Raw genomic sequence first — 17,273 nt, forward strand, 5'->3', positions numbered from 1 at the left:
TGATTAAATTCGGGCGCGTAATCTTCATCAGGTTACGCCGTATTTTTTTGCAAACGATTTTCCCGTCAATCCCTCCAAAATCCCCCGCCAAACCCGAACGCCTCAAGAAGCGTTTTTTGTTTTTTGCTCGTCCACCAAACCAAAATTCCGCAGGTATCCGACCCCTGCTAATTTATTTCCCATCATTATACGGCCGTGCGAGACTTAGTCTCGCACAATTTAACTCGGAGCATGCTATAAGATGGCGAAAAAATAGAAACAGATATATTATAATTTAAACAAACATATGCAATTATCGAAAATTTTTACAAAGAATAAAAAAATCACAATAGGAGCAATTCATTTGCCGCCGCTTTTGGGTCATAAAGATTTTCCCGGATTTAACACTGCCCTTAAAAACGCCCTTGCCGATCTTAAAGCTTTCGAAGACGGCGGCGTTGATGGAATTATTTTTGAAAATAATTACAATATCCCGCATCAAATTGTCGTTGATTCTTTAACTGTAATCTCAATGACTTTTATCGGGGAAAAAATAAAAAAGACGAGCAGATTGCCTGTAGGCATAAGCGTTTTATGGAATGATTACCGTGCCGCGCTGTCAATTGCCAAAACGCTTGACCTGCAATTCATAAGAATTCCGGTTTTCGTTGACGAAGTGAGAACAAGTTATGGAATCGTAAAAGGAGAAGCCAAAAAAGTAATTGATTTTAGAAAATCAATCAATGCCGAAAAAGTGGCCTTGTTCACCGATATCCATGTCAAGCACGCGGAATTATTGTCCAAACACGATTTGCTGACTTCCGCGAAAATGGCCGTCAAAAATGGTTCGGATGCAATAATAATTACCGGAAAATGGACCGGAAACGCCCCTACCGAAAATAAAGTTGAAACCCTGCGAAAAAATTTGGGTTCATTTCCGATACTCATCGGAAGCGGAATAAACGAACAGAACATCAAACCGCTGTTTCGTTTTGCAGATGGCGCAATCGTAAGTACTTCGTTAAAAAGTGGAACAAGAAAACCCGGGCAAGTTAATGTGAAATCCTATTCGCAAAGAATAGATAAAAATAAAGTAAAAATGCTGGTCGATAAAACAAACTAGCATAAAAATAATTTGAGTTTTACCGCCAAGCCCGAACGCCTCAAAAGGCGTTTTTTGTTTTCCGCTCGCACGCCAAATACGGCTGTGCGAGACTTAGTCTCGCACAATTTAAGTTGATAAAGTTGCAACCGGAAATTAATACTTTTAAAATTACAGTCCTATTTTATAAACATTCGTTGAATTCTTCCAAAATATTTTTTCTTCAACGCCTTTTTCCAGCTCCAACGATCTAACCAATTCAATATGATTTTCGATTTTGCACATCGGCCAATCAGTACCAAAGATGATATTGTTCGGCCGGTCGGAAATCGTTTTTTTAAGAATTTCTTTTATCTTCTCCATTCCCCCGCTTTTTTCAACCACTTCCTCATCGGCCAAAGCCGCCAACTCAAAATAGATGTTTGGAATGTTTTTTGTTGTTTCGTAACAATAATCGAGTCTGGGCCAATAATAATGCGTAATAATGGTTTTCAAATTCGGATATTTTTCAGCCACTTGAACAATATATTTCGGATCATTCCACTTGGCGCATTCACTGTCACCCGAATTTTCTCCCGTATGGAACAAAACTGGAACACCCATTTTTTGACAAAGTTCGTAATACGGCAAACATCGATCGTCGATCGGGTAATAAGGATCATGGCCGGGAAAAAATTTAATTCCTCTAATCTTTCCTTTATCCAACAATTCTTTATATTTATTCAATTCGCCCGACCCCCTTTGGATAATTTGCGGACTGCCCAACAAAAACAGATTCCGGCGATCGCCGATCAACTCAACCGCCCTCTCTAAATCGGCGATACTCCCGCTGTTTTCAATATTGTCGGGAATGATAATCGCGGCCGATAAATCATTTTTCTCCATTTCTTCCAAAAACAGAGCAAAAGCCTCTCTTAAATTTTTTGCGTTGCTATTGTAAATGACCCTGCGGCAAGACCGCAGGGCGTTCGCAGCTACAATTCAAACAATCGTAACTGGCTCACATCTTTTGGTCTGCCTTGGTTTTGAATGTATCGCTCAATAACTTTCCTATTACCGCGTGCGCTGATCGTAGCGATATAATAGCCGTCTGTCCAGAACTCTCCACCCCAGAGTTCTTTTTTAATTTCGGGAACTTGCCGGAACACCTCGCGCGCGGTAATGCTTTTTATTATTTTGATAACCTGGTCGCCGGAATACTTCGGCAGGAATCTTGCCAGAATATGGGCGTGGTCTTGGTCGAATCCCACATGGCTGATCTCAATGGCGTACCGTTCCATAAATCCTTTCAGGCTCTCGACAATTGCGGCAATCACCTTTTCGTTCAGTAATGCTTTGCGATATTTGACCGTAATCTGGATGTGGTAATAACATTCGGAAACATTGTGGTACCAACGCCAGATATCCCGCTTTTCTTGCTCCATATTGGCTTATTGTAACACGGACGCGCTTTCGCGCGTGATGGTAGGGGGATATCCCCCTACCAAACCACCCCCTTAAGTTGTTCCCTGCGGCAAGACCGACAGGGTGAAAACATTATATAAAGAAATATGAACATGAGAATCAATAATCATAAAATTATTTTTAGCAATTTGGCAGTGCGGTTATTCTATCGCCTTTCTTTAATTTCGATTTCTTCTTTCGCAAAATCAAAAAGGGATACCTCGGGGTTCTGCCCCAGGGTAGTTTATTTTGTGAAATTCTGGATTGCCCGTGTCTTCACAGTTTATAATTCTTGCGCTTGCGCGAAATGTTAGAATAAATAAACCGGACGAAAAAGATATTTGCCGCCGCCCCGGCAATCAGCCGAATCAAAACAGCCGAAAATAATTTTGGAATCGGGGTATGATTTTTCAAAAACGCCAACCGAACGCGGAAGCGAATTTTTTGTTTTTGATTTTATTTCAACCGCGGTTATGTTTCCGCCTTCCGATTGCAAAATAAAATCCATTTCATTTTTCTTTTTATCACGCCAATAATTTAAGCCATAATCTTTTTTCGCCAGCTGGCCAAAAACCGCGTTTTCCAAAAGCTGGCCGCAGTCACCTCTCTGCTCAAACGGCCGGAAATCATTAACGATCTGATTGCGAAGCCCGGTATCGATAAAATATATTTTGGGATTCTTTACTATTTCGGTGCGTTTATTCTTAAAATACGGCAAAATGCGGCGGCTTACAAAAGTTTTTTCCAAAAAATTCATATACCGTTTTAAAGTCGGGTATGAAAATTCCGATAATTGGCCCAACTCTCCGTAATCGATCAGATTGCCAACTTGCAACGCCAGCCCCTTGATAAGCTTTTCCAATTTATAATCATCAATAAGACCCAAAACATCTTTAACTTCGCGCAAAAAAAATGTATTGTAAATATTTCTTAGGACTTCCTTCTTTTCTTCGCTGTCGGAAGAAATAACCACCCTTGGATAGCCTCCGTAAACGGCATATTCCTCAAAATATTTTTTAAACTTGTTGTGGATTTCCGCGGAAATTTCCGGGGCTTCCCCGCTCTCGATCTTTTGGCTTGACATTTTGTATATTCCGTTCAAACCCCGGTCTTTATAACTTAAAAACTCTTCAAAATCGAACGGGTAAAGATTGAAAATAAAAATACGCCCGACCAAATATTTGATCGCGTTAACCGACAAATCGATTGCCGACGATCCCGATATCAAAATTTTTATTTTCCGCGTATCGAAAATGTATTTAAGTTTTTTTCCGCCGTTTCTCGAATACTGAAATTCGTCAATAAACAGGTATTTATAATTCTTCGCGTAAAGATTTATAAAATCATCGATGTTCTTATTAAAGAGACCGAGAGCGACCCGATCTTCAAAACTGATAAAATTTGCGCCCGAAAGGCCGGAAAATATCTTTTTTAACATTGTGGTTTTGCCGCACTGCCGCGGACCCATAATGGCGATAATTTCCGGCTTATCGAGATATTTGTTAATCTTACCCTCTAATTTGCGCTTAATATACATAATTTCACTAAAATTTAACTATAGTTACATTTTAGTACAAACTAAAATTAATATCAAGTTCTTATTCATTAACCAATCTAGTACCATTAAAACATTTGGCGGGATTTTTTGACATTATACTCTGAAAGGGTTGGACCCTTTCAGAGAGTTCGTTCCTCCGGACACCTTCATAAAATAAAATTTGCAATGCTTTAAGCATTCCAAAAATAAAGCCCAATAGTGGATTGATACTACTCCGAAAATTTAAACGACATTACAGTTAATCAATCCCCCAAACTCCCCCGCCAAACCCAAACGCCTCAAAAGGCGTTTTTTGTTTTTCTCGCTCCCCCGCTTGAAAAAGCTCGCGATTTTATTTTTTGAAATTCTGGATTGCCCGTGTCTTCACAGTTTATAATTCTTGCGCTTGCGCGAAATGTCAAAACAAATAAATCATTAAAATGCGACATTATGTTTGAAATTTGATATTATCCAAAATAATGGATAGCAAATGAAAGAAGAAATTAAAATAATTCCAAAAAAAGAAATGCCTTCAATGAGAAGGAAAATTAACGCGCTGGCAAGAGCGTCTTATCCTGATTTTGTTTTATGGGAAAATGCCACATTGCAATATTGGGATAAAATATATTCCGATTTTATTGACTATCAGATTATTTTTTACGCGGGGCAAAAACTGGCGGCAATCGTCAATTCCATCCCTGTTTTTGTGCCGGACAAAACTATCTCGCTCCCCGACGAGGGATGGGATTGGGCTTTGGCCACCGGCTGTAATCAGCACGATGAAAAAATCAAACCAAACACACTCATAGGATTGTCAATAGTGGTTGCTCCAGAAATGCGCGGGGCCGGATTGGGCAAACTTTGTCTTTTGGAATTTAAAAATCTGGCCAAACGGAAAAATCTAAAAAAAGCTTACATCCCGGTACGGCCAACCAAAAAAGCCGACTTTCCAAAAATCCCTTTTGGCAAGTACATCAACAAAAAAGCCGACGGCAAATATCTTGATCCGTGGCTTAACTTGCATTACAGATCAGGCGGTAAATTTATCGGAATTTGCCGCAAATCAATGAGGACCGAAACGGACATTAAAACATGGGAAAGCTGGACCGGCAAAAAATTTGCCAAAAGCGGGAAATATGAAATTAAAGGCGCATTGAGCAAAATAATTATTAACAAGAAAAACGACAAAGGCATTTATCTTGAACCGAATGTCTGGATAGAACATACCGTTTAGCTTTTGAATATGGCTTTGGCTTAAACCTTGGGAAGATTATTAATGTCTTAGTAATTCGTGATCCTTAAAAAATCAGAAGGTTAGGCCCTCTGATTTTTTAACAAAATACTGGTTGCGAGTTGAGAGATTTCCGGCCTACGCGCCCGAGCTTAATCCCGTTGAATATTTTTGGGCGGCAATGAAAAACAAATATGTCTGCAACTTGCGGCCGCAAGGCCTGCCCGCCCTGGGGCGGGCGGTCAAATCCGGCAAACGCAAGATCGCCGGAGACAAAGAATTAATGAAAGGATTTTTAAAATCTTCCGAATTGTATTTATATGATATCCAATCTATTATGCGAAGATCGATAGTTTAATTCCGGTTCGCGGATTCGCGGCCGGCACGGATGGCCAGGCCGATCACGGCGATGGCGGCGGCAAGGGACAAAACGATCGAAAACACGGCCCAAAACATAAAATCGCTTTTGAATTCCTGCACATTTGCCGGCGGCGCGGCAATTTTATTTGTCGTCGCGCGCGCGACGCTGGCGCCGGCCTTGATGAAAACAAATTCTTCGGAACGGGCAACGATTTCTCCCGCGGTATCGGACAAAACCGCGTAAACCGAATGCCGGCCATCGGCCAAAGCGCGGTCAAGGATATATGCCCAACGACCGGAAGCGTCCGCCTTCACCATCGCGACTATCGGCACCGAATAAATATAAATCGCCGCGAACGCGTTCGGCAAAGCCCGGCCTTCAAAACGAATGCCCAAACCGCCGTCGCCGAGCTTGATCGTTTCGACATTTTCCACTCCGTAAATATCGGTTTTTAACGGCGGCGGCAAACGCGGATCGTTAAAATCGATTTTCGCGAATTCATCGGGTTTCAGAGGATCATAACCGCGGGAAATTTCGTCGCCGTCGAGCGCGCCGTCGCCATCGGTATCGGGATTTGAAGGATCGGCGCCCGTCTGAATTTCCCGATCATCGGCCAAGCCGTCGCCGTCGGTATCATTGAGAAGAGTTTCCCATTCTTTGATGTTTTCTTTTTCCTGTCGGGATATCTCATTTTCAAGATCGGCCAATATTCGGCCAACGCTTTCATCCCCGGCCGCGGCCGTTAAAATCGAACCGGTCAAATTACGCTTTTCGGCGATTTTTTGTTCCAAACCTTCCTCATCCGCCGCGATTTTGGCGCCAATCCGCATGATTTGGTTTCTGTAATTTTCCAGTTCATTTAATTTTTCATTTTTAATCGACTGCAAAACATTTTCCGAAAAATTAGCGACATCGTCTTCAAGCCGGCGAACACGGATGTCGATATCGCTTCGTTGCTCCTCGAGCTTTTCCAGCGAATAGCCAAGCTGTTCGATTGCCGCGACAATATCGGCAATTTGAAAAATGATTTCAACTTGGCCATTGCCGATTTTCGCGGCAATCGCGTCCGCGGCGGCTTTAACTCTCTGCCGGGAAAATTCCCGGCCTTGAACGATTGCTTGATTGCTCCGGCGGATATTTTCCGTGATTATGGCATTCCGGCCGTCGGCGGCGGCCGCTTCGTTGTCGATCTCAACCCTGATTGAAGAACTGTCGTATATTTTTCCGCTCCGATATATCCGGCCGCGGATATCGTAAATTCCGTTTGGCAAAATTTGTCCGTTGAAATCCAATTTATATTTCCAAATCCCTTCCCTTCCCGGCAAGGCTTTCCCGATATGCAAAACCGTTGCCGGCACCCGACCTTGGGCATAGAAAAAAACTTCATCGGCGTTGGCGGCTTTTAATTGCAACTCAACGCCCATTTCATCTTTTGCCGCCGCCGGCGCCGCTTCAAACTCCGGCAAAACGGCGGCCGCGCCAAAATCGATTTCACTTTCCGCGGCGTTTCCCGTATCGCCGGTACCTCCACCGCTCTCCCCGCCCGATAAAATTGGCGCGCTCAAATCGGCCCGCATACCGGTAAAATCCGGTTTTGGCGCGGAAAAGAAACCGCGCGAGCCCGGCAAAACGAACGCGCCGCAAACGAATGACAAAAACGCGATTGAAGATAAAATTGTTTTCGCGAAATTCATAATTATATTATACCTTGGACGGCGGCAATTTTGAAAATAAAGAGAAAAAGAATAAAATGAAGTTAATGTCCGCGAATATTAATTTTGACGCCGCTCTCTTCGCCCTGGCAAACATATCAAATGCCGCGGGATCGTTTTTGATTTATCTCGCCGCGGGGGTTTTGCCGTGTTTTCTCTGGCTTCTTTTTTATCTGCGGCGCGATCGGCACCCGGAACCGAAAAGGGAAATCATCTGGGTTTTCGGGCTGGGAGCTCTGGCAACCTTGCCCGCGGTTTTAATCGAAATTTTTCTGATCAATGTATTTGGATTTTTCGGCCTGCCCGGATACATCTCGCTGATCGCCACGAATATCGTTGCCGTGGCGTTCATTGAAGAATTCGCCAAATACGCCGCCGTCTGGATAAGAGAGGAAGCCGCCAATCAAAACCGCCATCTGGACGAACCGGCGGATTTTGTAATCTATATGACGGTCGCCGCGCTGGGGTTCGCCGCGGTTGAAAATCTTTTGTTTCTGCTTCCCACGGTGCGAGAACAACTGATGGGAAGCGCCACCCTTCTGAAAAACGGCGGCGCGGCTTTTTTGATATCGCTGTCGCTGTTCCGGTCGATAAGCGCGATTCTGTTGCACACCCTGTGCTCGGGAGTCATCGGCTACCATATGGCCGCGGCGTTCTGCCACAGAGAAAGAAAAATCGGCATATTGGCCGCCGGATTTTTCATTGTCAGTTGCTTGCACGGCCTGTATAATTTTTCTATAATGGAAAGCGAGAACAACATATTGTTTTTGTTTGTCCCGCTGGCAATAATACTGTCGCTGTCCTTGACTCTCTATATCCAATTCCAGTGGCTGTTGCGGATGAAAAGCGTGTGCAACATAAAAAATGCAAGATTAAAAAATCAAAATGGAAAATGACAATTCAAAGTAAAGTTACAAAATGTCAAAATCACGGCATTTTAACATTTTACATTGTCATTTAAATCTTTGATATTTACATTTTAAATTCACCATGTCTTTCCTTGAAAAACTGCAAAAGGGAATGCGCGAAACCGCGCCCGAGGAAAACGCGGAAAACGCCGGCATTGACAATATTGAAGAAAGCCAACCGCAAGAAATCGCGGCGGAAGCGGTTTTCGCTTCTTATAAAAGCGAAAACGCGGATATTTCCGGCAAAAACGACTCCCGCGGCCGGGAACCGGCGGCGGTAAAAAAAACCCGCGGCCGGCCGAAGAAAATGATCACCGCCAATAATTTGGATGAAATAACCGAAACAACCCAGCCACCCGCCGAAGATAAAGCGGCGGAAACGAAAAATTACTCTCAAAATGATCCCAAAAAAAATATGGCGAATAAAAAAATAATCGTAGCGGATGATGGCGCCGAAAGCCAGTGGCTGGACAACGAAGGCCGACTCGCCGTCAATGTTTACCAAACTGAAAACGATCTGGTCTTGCAATCGGCGATTGCCGGCATAAAAGTGGAAGACCTTGATGTGCTTATCGAAGACGATGTCATCACCATTAAAGGCAACCGCGCCAATCCCCTCGAAGAAACCGGCGATTACTTTATCGAAGAATGCTATTGGGGTCCATTCTCGCGCAAGATTATCCTTCCCGCGGAAGTTGATTCCTCCCGCGCCGACGCGGCGATGAAAGACGGCATCCTGACCATCCGCATCCCCAAAATCCAACGCGAAAAGAAAAAGAAACTCACCATCAAAGAATAATCCGAAAAAAACCACCTTTTATGGTGGTTTTTCTTTAAATCAAAATGTAAATATCAAAGATTAAAATAACAAATTATTTTGAATTACAAAACCCTTTGTATTTGGGGTCTATCCCTCGCGCTTGTCCCGAGGCTTTTGCGAGGGATAATCGCAAGGGTCAGACCCCTTCAATGATACTTGAATTCAATGGTTTCTTAGCTGGAGGAGAGATTTGAACTCTCACAGGTTTCCCCACCCCGCCTTTCTTTGGTGTCGAGAGGGAGACTCGAACTCCCATGGGTCACCCCACTAGCTCCTAAGGCTAGCGCGTCTACCGATTTCGCCATCTCGACATTATTATTATATTTCGGCGGGGCGCGTCTGCCGTTCCGCCACTCCGGCGTTTGTTTGCTCTATCAATTTATTTAAACCATTAACGCTGAAAAGTAAAATTTTTATTCTTTTTATACCCCGTCCGCTTGCTGCGGGGTATGAAAAGAATCAAAAATATATTTTCCAAATGTATTTCGTCGAGCGGGGTATGAACCCCGCACGACGACCAAAGGGGGCACCCCTTTGGAATCCTCTTGGTGCACCCCGGGGCAAAGCCCCGAGGTATTGCACTCAATAAAAAATGAGCCTTACGGCCCATTTTCAATTCGCGAAATAACTCTCGCTAACCATTGCTAATCGCGCTGAGAACCAGCGAAATAATACCTTTCGCCAGCAACGCCACCACAATGCCGATCGCGGCAAACATTATTCTCTGCCGCGCCGTGTTAATCTTTTCCGTATCGCCCGACGATGTCACAAAAGTATAACCGGCCCAGATCACATAAAATACCGCGATAATTATCAATATTCCAATCGCGTAATTCGCGACCGTGTTAAGGGTCTGGTCAAGCGGCTGATCCGACATTTTAACATTTTTGCCAATATCTCCCGCCAAACTGCTGTCGGCTTTCGGCGTAATGGAATCAGCGGCAAAAATCAACGCGGGCGCCATCAATAAACTTAACAATAAAGAAGCGATTATTTTTTTCATTTTTTTGCTTTAAAACTGTTACTTTAATATCTATATATTTATTCTAATCTCCGGCAACGAAATTTGCAATAGCCCGCAAATCGCGTTTTATTCGGTTTGCTCAACCTCCTGCTCCGAACCGCTTGAAGTTGAACTCCCTTGGCCGGATAAACCGGTGGCGATGCTCACGATTGTCGCCGCCAACCCGGCCACGATCAAACCGATAACCGCGTAAGTGATGGTTTTCTTGGCGGTTTCGGTTTTTTTCTCGTCGCCGCTGGAAGTGACATATTGAAACGCGCCCCAAAGAATCATAAATACCGAAGCGATAATCACCGCGCCGAAGAAAAGATTGCGCACATTGATCAAAACTTCTTCAAGATTGACCTCTTTTACTTCTTGGCCGATCGCGCCGACGCCGGTATCGGCCGCAAAAATTAAAGCTGGGATCAATAATCCGATCGCGGGTACAATCAATTTTTTCTTCAAAAAATTTTTCATATTTATTTATTAGTTTTGATTATTCGCCTTCAACGCCCAAAATTCCCTTGATAACCGCCACAAATGTGCTCGAGAGCGCGATGATCACCAAGCCGACCAAAGCGTAAGTGATTTTTTGCCGGCCTTCTTTGATTTTAGTGTCCGCGCCGGCCGCGGTCGCGATCTCAAACCCGCCCCAAATAATGAAAATCGGGCAAATCAGCAGCGCGAGTCCGAAAACGAAATTTATCAATCCTTGGATGATATCGGTCAAATCCTTATCGCCCAAAGGATTGGTAATCGTTACCGTGTCGCCGGTTTCCTCCGCCGCAAGCGCCGAATTGGCGCAGGATAAACCAATAACCGCGGCCGCGACAGTTTTGGAAAACATTTTTTCAAGATATTGCATATTTTATTGTTAGACCTTGTTCATTTTTTCTCGAAAACCATGCCAAAATGGAAACTCCCGGCTTCAAATTCGCTTGCCAAGGCAAAGCCCGCGGCCCGGGCGATATCTTTAACCTCTTGGGGCGATATCTTGTCCGCCGGACCGATTGCCGCGTTCTTCGCGTTCTTGTTCCAGTCGACCGCCAGAACCTTGCCGCCGGTTTTCAAAACCCGGAATGCCTCGGCGAATATCGCTTTTTTATCGCCGGCCTGGAACAACAGGTTGCTCATTAACACCACATCCAATGAATTGGCAAGCAAACGCGAAACTAATTTTTCAACATCTCCCTTAACGATTTCTATGTTCTCCAGATTTTTTATCCTAGCCTTGCTGCGCACCGCCGACAGCGATTCGTCCAGCAAATCAATGGCGTAAACTTTGCCATTCACCAAAACTTCGGCCAGCGCCGCCGCCCATTCCCCCGAACCGCAACCAAAATCCGCGGCCAGCATATTCCTCTTCAGCTGCAGCCGCTCGGCTAAAATTTGTCTGGGATTTACAAAAGAGGAAACCATAAATTAATAATTTGGTTGCCTAATTACTTTAAATTGCGAAACAGCGAATTTTGAAATCAATTTTTTTGCGTAATCGCCAAAAATTTGATTTCAGAATTCGCGCGGTAACCGCCGCGTTTGGTGAAAATTGACTTCCCAAAAGCTGAAGTCAAATTTCCCCAAACGCTAATTTCGTAATTTAATTTAATTATATTTTACCGCGGTCAAAATTTATATGCAACTGGCGCTGGCCACTTTGTCCCCTTCGTCGAGGCGCATTATGCGCACGCCCTGCGTGGCCCGCGACAACTTGGAAATGCCTTCGATCGGCACGCGGATCACTTGGCCCTTTTTGGAAATCACCATCAGCTCTTCCTCGTCGGTGAGCATAAACGAAGTCACCAGATCGCCGGTCTTGGCCGTGATCTCGGCAACCTTGATGCCCGAACCGCCGCGGTTTTGCATCCGGTATTCCTTGATGTTGGTGCGCTTGCCGTAACCGTTTTCCATCACGACCAACACCAGCCTTTCAAGCGGCTTGCCGTCGGCGCCGACAGCGGGTTTCGCCGGCACCACATCCATTCCCACCACTTCATCGCCGCGCTTCAGAGTTATTGCTTTAATCCCCGCGGCTTGGCGGCCCATCGGCCGCGCCTGGCTTTCCTTGAAACGCACCGACTGGCCTTTTTTGGTAACCACGATAATCTCGTCGCCGCCGCCGGTTTTGGAAACTTTGCGCAATAAATCGCCTTTTTTCAAAGTAATCGCGATCAAACCCGAGCGCCGGATATTGTCGAATTCGTCAAGACTGGTCTTTTTGGCCACGCCGTTTTTGGTAACAATCAGAAGATATTTATCGTTGTTATCCTGCCCTTCTTTGGCTTTCGCGGCTTTTTCTTTGTCGGTCAACGATTTTCCCAAAGACATCGTGTAAAGCACTTTTTCTTCCGGCCCCAATTCCAAAAAATTAACCAGCGCCCGGCCCTTGGCCACGCGCGCGCCTTCGGGAATTTCATAAGCAAGCGTCTGGAAAACCCGGCCCGTATCCGTGAAGAATAATATCCGGTCGTGCGTGTTGGCGATCAGCGACTGCTCAACAATGTCATCGCCCACGGTCTTCAAACCGATGATACCCTTGCCGCCCCGTTTTTGAATCTTGTAAGTCGTGGGGTCGATGCGTTTGATATAACCCGAATTCGTCAAAGTGATCGCCACTTCTTCGTCGGGAATAAGATCCGCCTCGGAAATCTCGCCGATTTTATGGGCATAGACTTTGGTGCGGCGGTCATCGCCATAGGTTTCCTTGATTTGAATAAATTCTTTTTTCATCACCGCTTTAATCCTGGCCGGACTGTTCAAAATGCCGGTATAATCTTTGATCTTCGCCAGCAATTCTTTCAATTCGTTATCAATCTTCTCCCGTTCAAGCTTGGCCAGCGCCGCCAGTTTGGTTTCCAAAATCGCGTTGGCTTGGATTTCGTCGATCTTAAAGCGTTTCATCAAATTATTGCGGGCGTCCTCGCGATTTTCCGATTTGCGGATAATGCGGATCACTTCATCGATATCGGCCAAACATTTCACCAAACCTTCCAAAATATGCGCCCGTTCTTTGGCTTTGTCCAGTTCAAATTGCGTGCGGCGGGTGATCACCTGCCGGCGATGATTCAAAAAATGCGTCAAAACATCGGGCAGATTCAAAACTTCCGGTTGAATACCGTCCACCAAAGCCAGCATATTCAAATGAAATGTCCGCTGCAGCGCGGTAAATTTATAAAGCCGGTTTAAAACCTTTTGCGGCTGGGCCTCGCGCGTCAAATCAATGGTAATCCGCATACCATCCTTGTCCGATTCATCGCGCACATCTTTCACGCCGTCGATCTTCTTTTCCGTAACCAGCGCGGCAATTTGTTCCAGCAAACTCGACTTCTGAACCTGATAAGGAATTTCGGTGATGATGATTTGGTAACGGTCGGTTTTTTCGTTCTGAATGATTTCGGCTTTGCCGCGGCAAACAATCGGCCCCTTGCCTTGCGAATAAGCCGCGATGATTTCGCGACGGTCAAAAATTTCGCCGCCCAGCGGAAAATCGGGCCCCTTGATGAATTGGAACAAATCTTCCGTGGTCGCTTTGGGTTCGTCAAGCAAATAAGCCAGCGCGTCGCAAACCTCGCCCAAATTATGCGGCGGGATGTTGGTAGCCATACCCACGGCGATACCCAGCGAACCGTTCAATAAAAGCTGCGGCAAAGGCGACGGCAAAACCGACGGCTCCTTGCGGGTGCCATCATAATTTTCAACAAAATCAACCGTATTTTTATCAATATCTTCAAGAGTCGCCTCGCCGATGCGCGACAAGCGGGCTTCGGTATAGCGCATCGCCGCGGCCGAATCGCCGTCAATCGACCCAAAGTTGCCTTGGCCCTGCACCAAGGGATATCTCAAAGTGAAATCCTGCGCCAAACGCACCATCGTGTCATAAACCGAGCTATCGCCGTGAGGATGATAACGGCCCAAAGCGGAGCCGACCACCGTGGCCGATTTGCGATATTTGGCCGTGTGGCGCAACCCTTCCTCGAGCATCACATATAAAACGCGGCGTTGAACGGGTTTTAACCCGTCGCGCACATCAGGCAAAGCCCGCGACACAATCACCGACATCGCGTAATCAATGTATGAATCCTTCATCATTGAAACTATCTCGGTCGATTTGACTTGCTCAAACTCCAGTTTTCCCTGGTCTTTATCCGATTTTTTCGATTTAGCCATAAACGGTAATCATAAAATCATAAAAACATAAGAGCATAAAAATACAAATTTGGTACTTTATTTTTTTGTGATCTTGTAATTTTATGATCCTATACTTTTATGATTTTATGATTTTACGGGTTCAGCACGATGATTTTCGCTTCTTCGGCCGCGATTTCTTTTTTCTTGATCGTCAATTTCGGCAACGGCTCAAGTTGTCCCACTCCGGCGGCTTTCAAAAATTCTTTAAGGTTGCCGGCATCGAGTTTCAATTTCGGAATTTCATAATTCATCGGAATGGCAATGCTGGGTTCGATCTGCGACACAATCTTGAGCGCGTCTTTGGCGCCAATCTTTTGGCCGTCGCCCACGGGAAACATCAAAATATCGATGTTGCCGATCTTTTCTATCTGCCCTTGCGTCAATTCCGCTTCTTTCAGATTCCCCAAATGGCAAAGCTTCATCTCTTCGGTTTCAATGGTATAGATCACGCTGCCTTCTTTGCCCGTCTGCGCGAGCGCTTCCGCGGTTTTGCCGAAATTGGAATTGATTCCCCGGATATAAATATCTTTTATTTCGTATTCCCCCGGCCCGTCAACGACAAAAGCGCCGGCCGCGGCTTTTTTTATGTCGGACGGATCGGCGGTGTAATCATGATTGGTCAGCAAAACCACCTGGGCATCGGTTTTGAAAGATCTCAAACCGGTTTTGGCTTCATTTAAAGGATCCGCCAAAACCGTGATGTGCTCCCCCTTGCCCTTGGCGATAATCAATTCAAAACAAGATTGCCCGTGCCAAATTATTTGCATAAATTTGTTTCCGATTCAAAAATCACGCTTCTCCCGTTTAGACGGGACAATCTTTGATTTTAGCACATTAAAAAATCTAATTCAAACGCTTTCGCCCGACCCGAAAATTACGCGCGAAAAACCGCCCGGACGGCAAACCTGTTATTTTCCTTTGCGCAAATAATCTTGAATTTCAATATAGACGCTTTCGATCCTTCCGGGGAAATCCGCGATATCGCAATCGTTATCAACCGTAAAGTTGGCCATTTCAACGCATTCTTTTATCTGCTGGCTTGACGACAGTTGCGATTCCAGCTCATCGGCTTCAAACTTCTTAAACTCCTCGAAACTGATGATCTCCTTTTCGTTCTTGCGATTCCTGTCGATTATCCGCTTGAATCTCGTTTCAACGGGAGCGTCAACCGCCGTCAAAATAAAATTGCCGGCTTTCTTGAGTTCCTTGATTTCATTTGGATTTCTGATGCTGGTGACAACATAATTTTTGCTTTCATCCATCCGGTCCAAAGCAAGCTTGGCAAGGATCCCCGGACCGGAAATTTCACGCATCCGGTTGCCCACATCGTGCAGATTGTGCCGCGCCAACTCCAATCCCTGCCGCGCGGTTTCTTCGCGGATGAAATCCGAAAGCGAAATATGAATGAATCCTTTGTTGGAAACGATATATTGCGCAAACGTATCTTTCCCCGAACCATTGTTCCCCGTAACGCCGATAATCATAATTACTAAATCCGAAGCGCGAAATTCGAATATCGAAACAATATCGAATTTCCAAAATCTGAATGACCAAAACGGAATTCCATTTTAATCATTTTTAATTTCGATATTTGATATTGTTTCGGATTTCGATATTCGATATTCGGATTTTACAGTTTTATTTAAGTCTTTCTTCAATCTCCTTTAAAATTTTTGCCGCCAGATCTTTGCCGCCCAAACCGAGCGCCAAACCCACCGCCAAGGAAATCGTCACCACAATACCCACGAATATCGCCAACACCAGCGGCGCGATAATTTTTAATTGGTATAATATCGCCAAAACCGCCAGAGTCCAAATCGTGCCCGACACGCATTTGGACAAAAAACGGGAATAAACGAATTTATCTTTTCCCAAATTGTCCGCCAAAGTCCTCTGGGAAAAATCCGCGAAAAACACCGCCACCGCGAAGATAATGAACGCGATAAAGATATTAAAGAAATAAACTACGGCCGCGCTCAAAAGCTGGCTCAACTGCGCCAGTTGCAAAATGCCGGCGCTCACCATCAGAAAAAACAACAACACCCAAACCTCAACCGCCTTGCCGAACAATTTCGCGATGGTCAAATCGCGCCAAACCCGGCCAACCGGCTCATCCCAACCCAGCCGCTTGATAGTCTGGTTTAACTTGGTATTGCCAAAAACCTGCGCCGCCTTGTTGCCGATCTCGTAGGCGAAATACCAGCCGAACAATCCAATCGCCGCCGCCGACGCCAGATCGAACATTGAATCGGAAAATCTTCCGGCAATGTAATTCAATATATTTTCGAACATGAACTTAATAAGATCATACGATTATAAGATCATTAAATCATAAATCCAAATTTCTTTTTTATGATTTTATGTTTTTATAATCTTGTGATTCTATGATTTTTTACCATTTTGCTTTATGCAATCCCAAATCATACCCGAATCGATTGAACAATAGATGCAAAAAGAATGTCATTATGAAAACCGCCGGCCACACAATCAAATCGCCGGACAAATAACGGCCGATGTAAGGCTCCAGAAAAATAAAACTGCCGATCACATAGTTAGTCTGGTCCCAGGGCATAAACGACGCGCCCGGCGCCAAATTCAACCGCCGCTTGATAAACGCCGCGGCCAAATCCCCGGTCACCGCTCCGCCGGAAATCAAGAAAGCGAACGCCCAGAGATTTACCGATTTGTAGTCGAGAATCGAAAGCTCTATGGCCCAGGAAAATTTATACAGCCACCATTGCAACAGCGCTACGCCCGCGCCCACCGCCATGGCTCCGATCAAACCGCGCCAGGTTTTATGATCCCCGAATATCCGCTTGCCCCGCCAGCTCTTGCCAAAATCAACCGGCTTGGCGAAAAAATCAAATGCCTTCGCGTTCCTAAGCAAAGGCGGCGTCATATTGGCAAAATATGCCGGCAAAAAGAAATACAAGCACGAAATTAAAAAAATAAAATCAAAATCCATATCCGACCGCTGTTTATTGATACA

At 45.1% G+C, this 17,273-nt stretch carries 18 protein-coding genes and 1 tRNA gene; 5 read left to right on the forward strand and 14 right to left on the reverse strand.

Translation table 11 applies throughout. The features are described 5' to 3' along the window. The first annotated feature begins 286 nt into the window (after nucleotides 1-286). Nucleotides 287-1,102, forward strand: a complete 816-nt coding sequence (locus L7H18_05035) for a BtpA/SgcQ family protein (protein UMX47775.1) — start codon at nucleotides 287-289, stop codon at nucleotides 1,100-1,102. 150 nt (nucleotides 1,103-1,252) lie between these two features. On the opposite strand, the gene L7H18_05040 is transcribed toward L7H18_05035, so the two are convergent. From L7H18_05040 to L7H18_05050, 3 genes are all read right to left on the reverse strand, one after another. After that, nucleotides 1,253-1,966 (reverse strand): amidohydrolase family protein, encoded by a 714-nt coding sequence (locus tag L7H18_05040; protein ID UMX47776.1) that lies wholly within the window; start codon nucleotides 1,964-1,966, stop codon nucleotides 1,253-1,255. 89 nt (nucleotides 1,967-2,055) lie between these two features. Continuing rightward, complete coding sequence (tnpA, locus tag L7H18_05045) at nucleotides 2,056-2,505, reverse strand: IS200/IS605 family transposase (GenBank protein UMX47777.1); 450 nt, start codon at nucleotides 2,503-2,505, stop codon at nucleotides 2,056-2,058. Between the two features lie 329 nt (nucleotides 2,506-2,834). Beyond that, entirely contained in the window at nucleotides 2,835-4,061 is a 1,227-nt protein-coding gene (locus L7H18_05050) for an ATP-binding protein (protein UMX47778.1), read from the reverse strand. 490 nt (nucleotides 4,062-4,551) lie between these two features. Between L7H18_05050 and L7H18_05055 the strand changes: the two genes are divergently transcribed. Both L7H18_05055 and L7H18_05060 read left to right on the forward strand, forming a co-directional pair. Continuing rightward, the gene (locus tag L7H18_05055; GenBank protein UMX47779.1) at nucleotides 4,552-5,295 is read left to right on the forward strand and encodes a hypothetical protein; all 744 of its coding nucleotides are present in this window, start codon (nucleotides 4,552-4,554) and stop codon (nucleotides 5,293-5,295) included. A gap of 178 nt (nucleotides 5,296-5,473) precedes the next feature. Next, nucleotides 5,474-5,650, forward strand: coding sequence for a hypothetical protein (locus tag L7H18_05060; GenBank protein ID UMX47780.1), 177 nt, complete (start codon nucleotides 5,474-5,476; stop codon nucleotides 5,648-5,650). Here L7H18_05060 and L7H18_05065 read toward each other — a convergent pair. Continuing rightward, nucleotides 5,647-7,347, reverse strand: coding sequence for a hypothetical protein (locus L7H18_05065; GenBank protein UMX47781.1), 1,701 nt, complete (start codon nucleotides 7,345-7,347; stop codon nucleotides 5,647-5,649). The genes L7H18_05060 and L7H18_05065 overlap by 4 nt on opposite strands. 65 nt (nucleotides 7,348-7,412) lie before the next feature. On the opposite strand from L7H18_05065, the gene L7H18_05070 reads away from it, so the two are divergent. Both L7H18_05070 and L7H18_05075 read left to right on the forward strand, forming a co-directional pair. Further along, nucleotides 7,413-8,261 (forward strand): PrsW family intramembrane metalloprotease, encoded by an 849-nt coding sequence (locus L7H18_05070; protein ID UMX47782.1) that lies wholly within the window; start codon nucleotides 7,413-7,415, stop codon nucleotides 8,259-8,261. 94 nt (nucleotides 8,262-8,355) lie between these two features. Continuing rightward, entirely contained in the window at nucleotides 8,356-9,072 is a 717-nt protein-coding gene (locus tag L7H18_05075) for an Hsp20/alpha crystallin family protein (protein UMX47783.1), read from the forward strand. Nucleotides 9,073-9,319: 247 nt separating this feature from the next. On the opposite strand, the gene L7H18_05080 is transcribed toward L7H18_05075, so the two are convergent. From L7H18_05080 to L7H18_05125, 10 genes are all read right to left on the reverse strand, one after another. Then, nucleotides 9,320-9,404, reverse strand: a tRNA-Leu gene (locus tag L7H18_05080). Between the two features lie 323 nt (nucleotides 9,405-9,727). Further along, nucleotides 9,728-10,096 carry a pilin gene (locus tag L7H18_05085; GenBank protein ID UMX47784.1) on the reverse strand — a complete coding sequence of 123 codons (369 nt, stop codon included), beginning with the start codon at nucleotides 10,094-10,096 and terminating at the stop codon, nucleotides 9,728-9,730. An 87-nt stretch (nucleotides 10,097-10,183) separates the two neighbouring features. Beyond that, on the reverse strand, nucleotides 10,184-10,576 hold the full coding sequence (locus L7H18_05090; GenBank protein UMX47785.1) for a pilin: 393 nt from the start codon (nucleotides 10,574-10,576) through the stop codon (nucleotides 10,184-10,186). A 19-nt stretch (nucleotides 10,577-10,595) separates the two neighbouring features. Further along, nucleotides 10,596-10,964, reverse strand: coding sequence for a pilin (locus L7H18_05095; protein ID UMX47786.1), 369 nt, complete (start codon nucleotides 10,962-10,964; stop codon nucleotides 10,596-10,598). A gap of 20 nt (nucleotides 10,965-10,984) precedes the next feature. After that, the gene (locus L7H18_05100) at nucleotides 10,985-11,518 is read right to left on the reverse strand and encodes a class I SAM-dependent methyltransferase (protein UMX47787.1); all 534 of its coding nucleotides are present in this window, start codon (nucleotides 11,516-11,518) and stop codon (nucleotides 10,985-10,987) included. 210 nt (nucleotides 11,519-11,728) lie between these two features. Beyond that, nucleotides 11,729-14,263 carry a DNA gyrase subunit A gene (gene gyrA, locus L7H18_05105; GenBank protein UMX47788.1) on the reverse strand — a complete coding sequence of 845 codons (2,535 nt, stop codon included), beginning with the start codon at nucleotides 14,261-14,263 and terminating at the stop codon, nucleotides 11,729-11,731. 113 nt (nucleotides 14,264-14,376) lie between these two features. Beyond that, nucleotides 14,377-15,051 carry an MBL fold metallo-hydrolase gene (locus L7H18_05110; GenBank protein ID UMX47789.1) on the reverse strand — a complete coding sequence of 225 codons (675 nt, stop codon included), beginning with the start codon at nucleotides 15,049-15,051 and terminating at the stop codon, nucleotides 14,377-14,379. A 141-nt stretch (nucleotides 15,052-15,192) separates the two neighbouring features. Continuing rightward, nucleotides 15,193-15,768 (reverse strand): AAA family ATPase, encoded by a 576-nt coding sequence (locus L7H18_05115; GenBank protein ID UMX47790.1) that lies wholly within the window; start codon nucleotides 15,766-15,768, stop codon nucleotides 15,193-15,195. Between the two features lie 154 nt (nucleotides 15,769-15,922). Further along, complete coding sequence (locus L7H18_05120) at nucleotides 15,923-16,576, reverse strand: hypothetical protein (GenBank protein ID UMX47791.1); 654 nt, start codon at nucleotides 16,574-16,576, stop codon at nucleotides 15,923-15,925. Nucleotides 16,577-16,676: 100 nt separating this feature from the next. Next, a complete protein-coding gene (locus L7H18_05125) occupies nucleotides 16,677-17,249 on the reverse strand; it encodes a CDP-archaeol synthase (GenBank protein ID UMX47792.1) in 573 nt (190 codons plus the stop codon). Between the last annotated feature and the right edge of the window lie 24 nt (nucleotides 17,250-17,273).

The sequence above is a fragment of the Candidatus Nealsonbacteria bacterium DGGOD1a genome (assembly GCA_022530585.1).
Lineage (GTDB): Bacteria > Patescibacteriota > Minisyncoccia > Minisyncoccales > UBA5738 > UBA5738.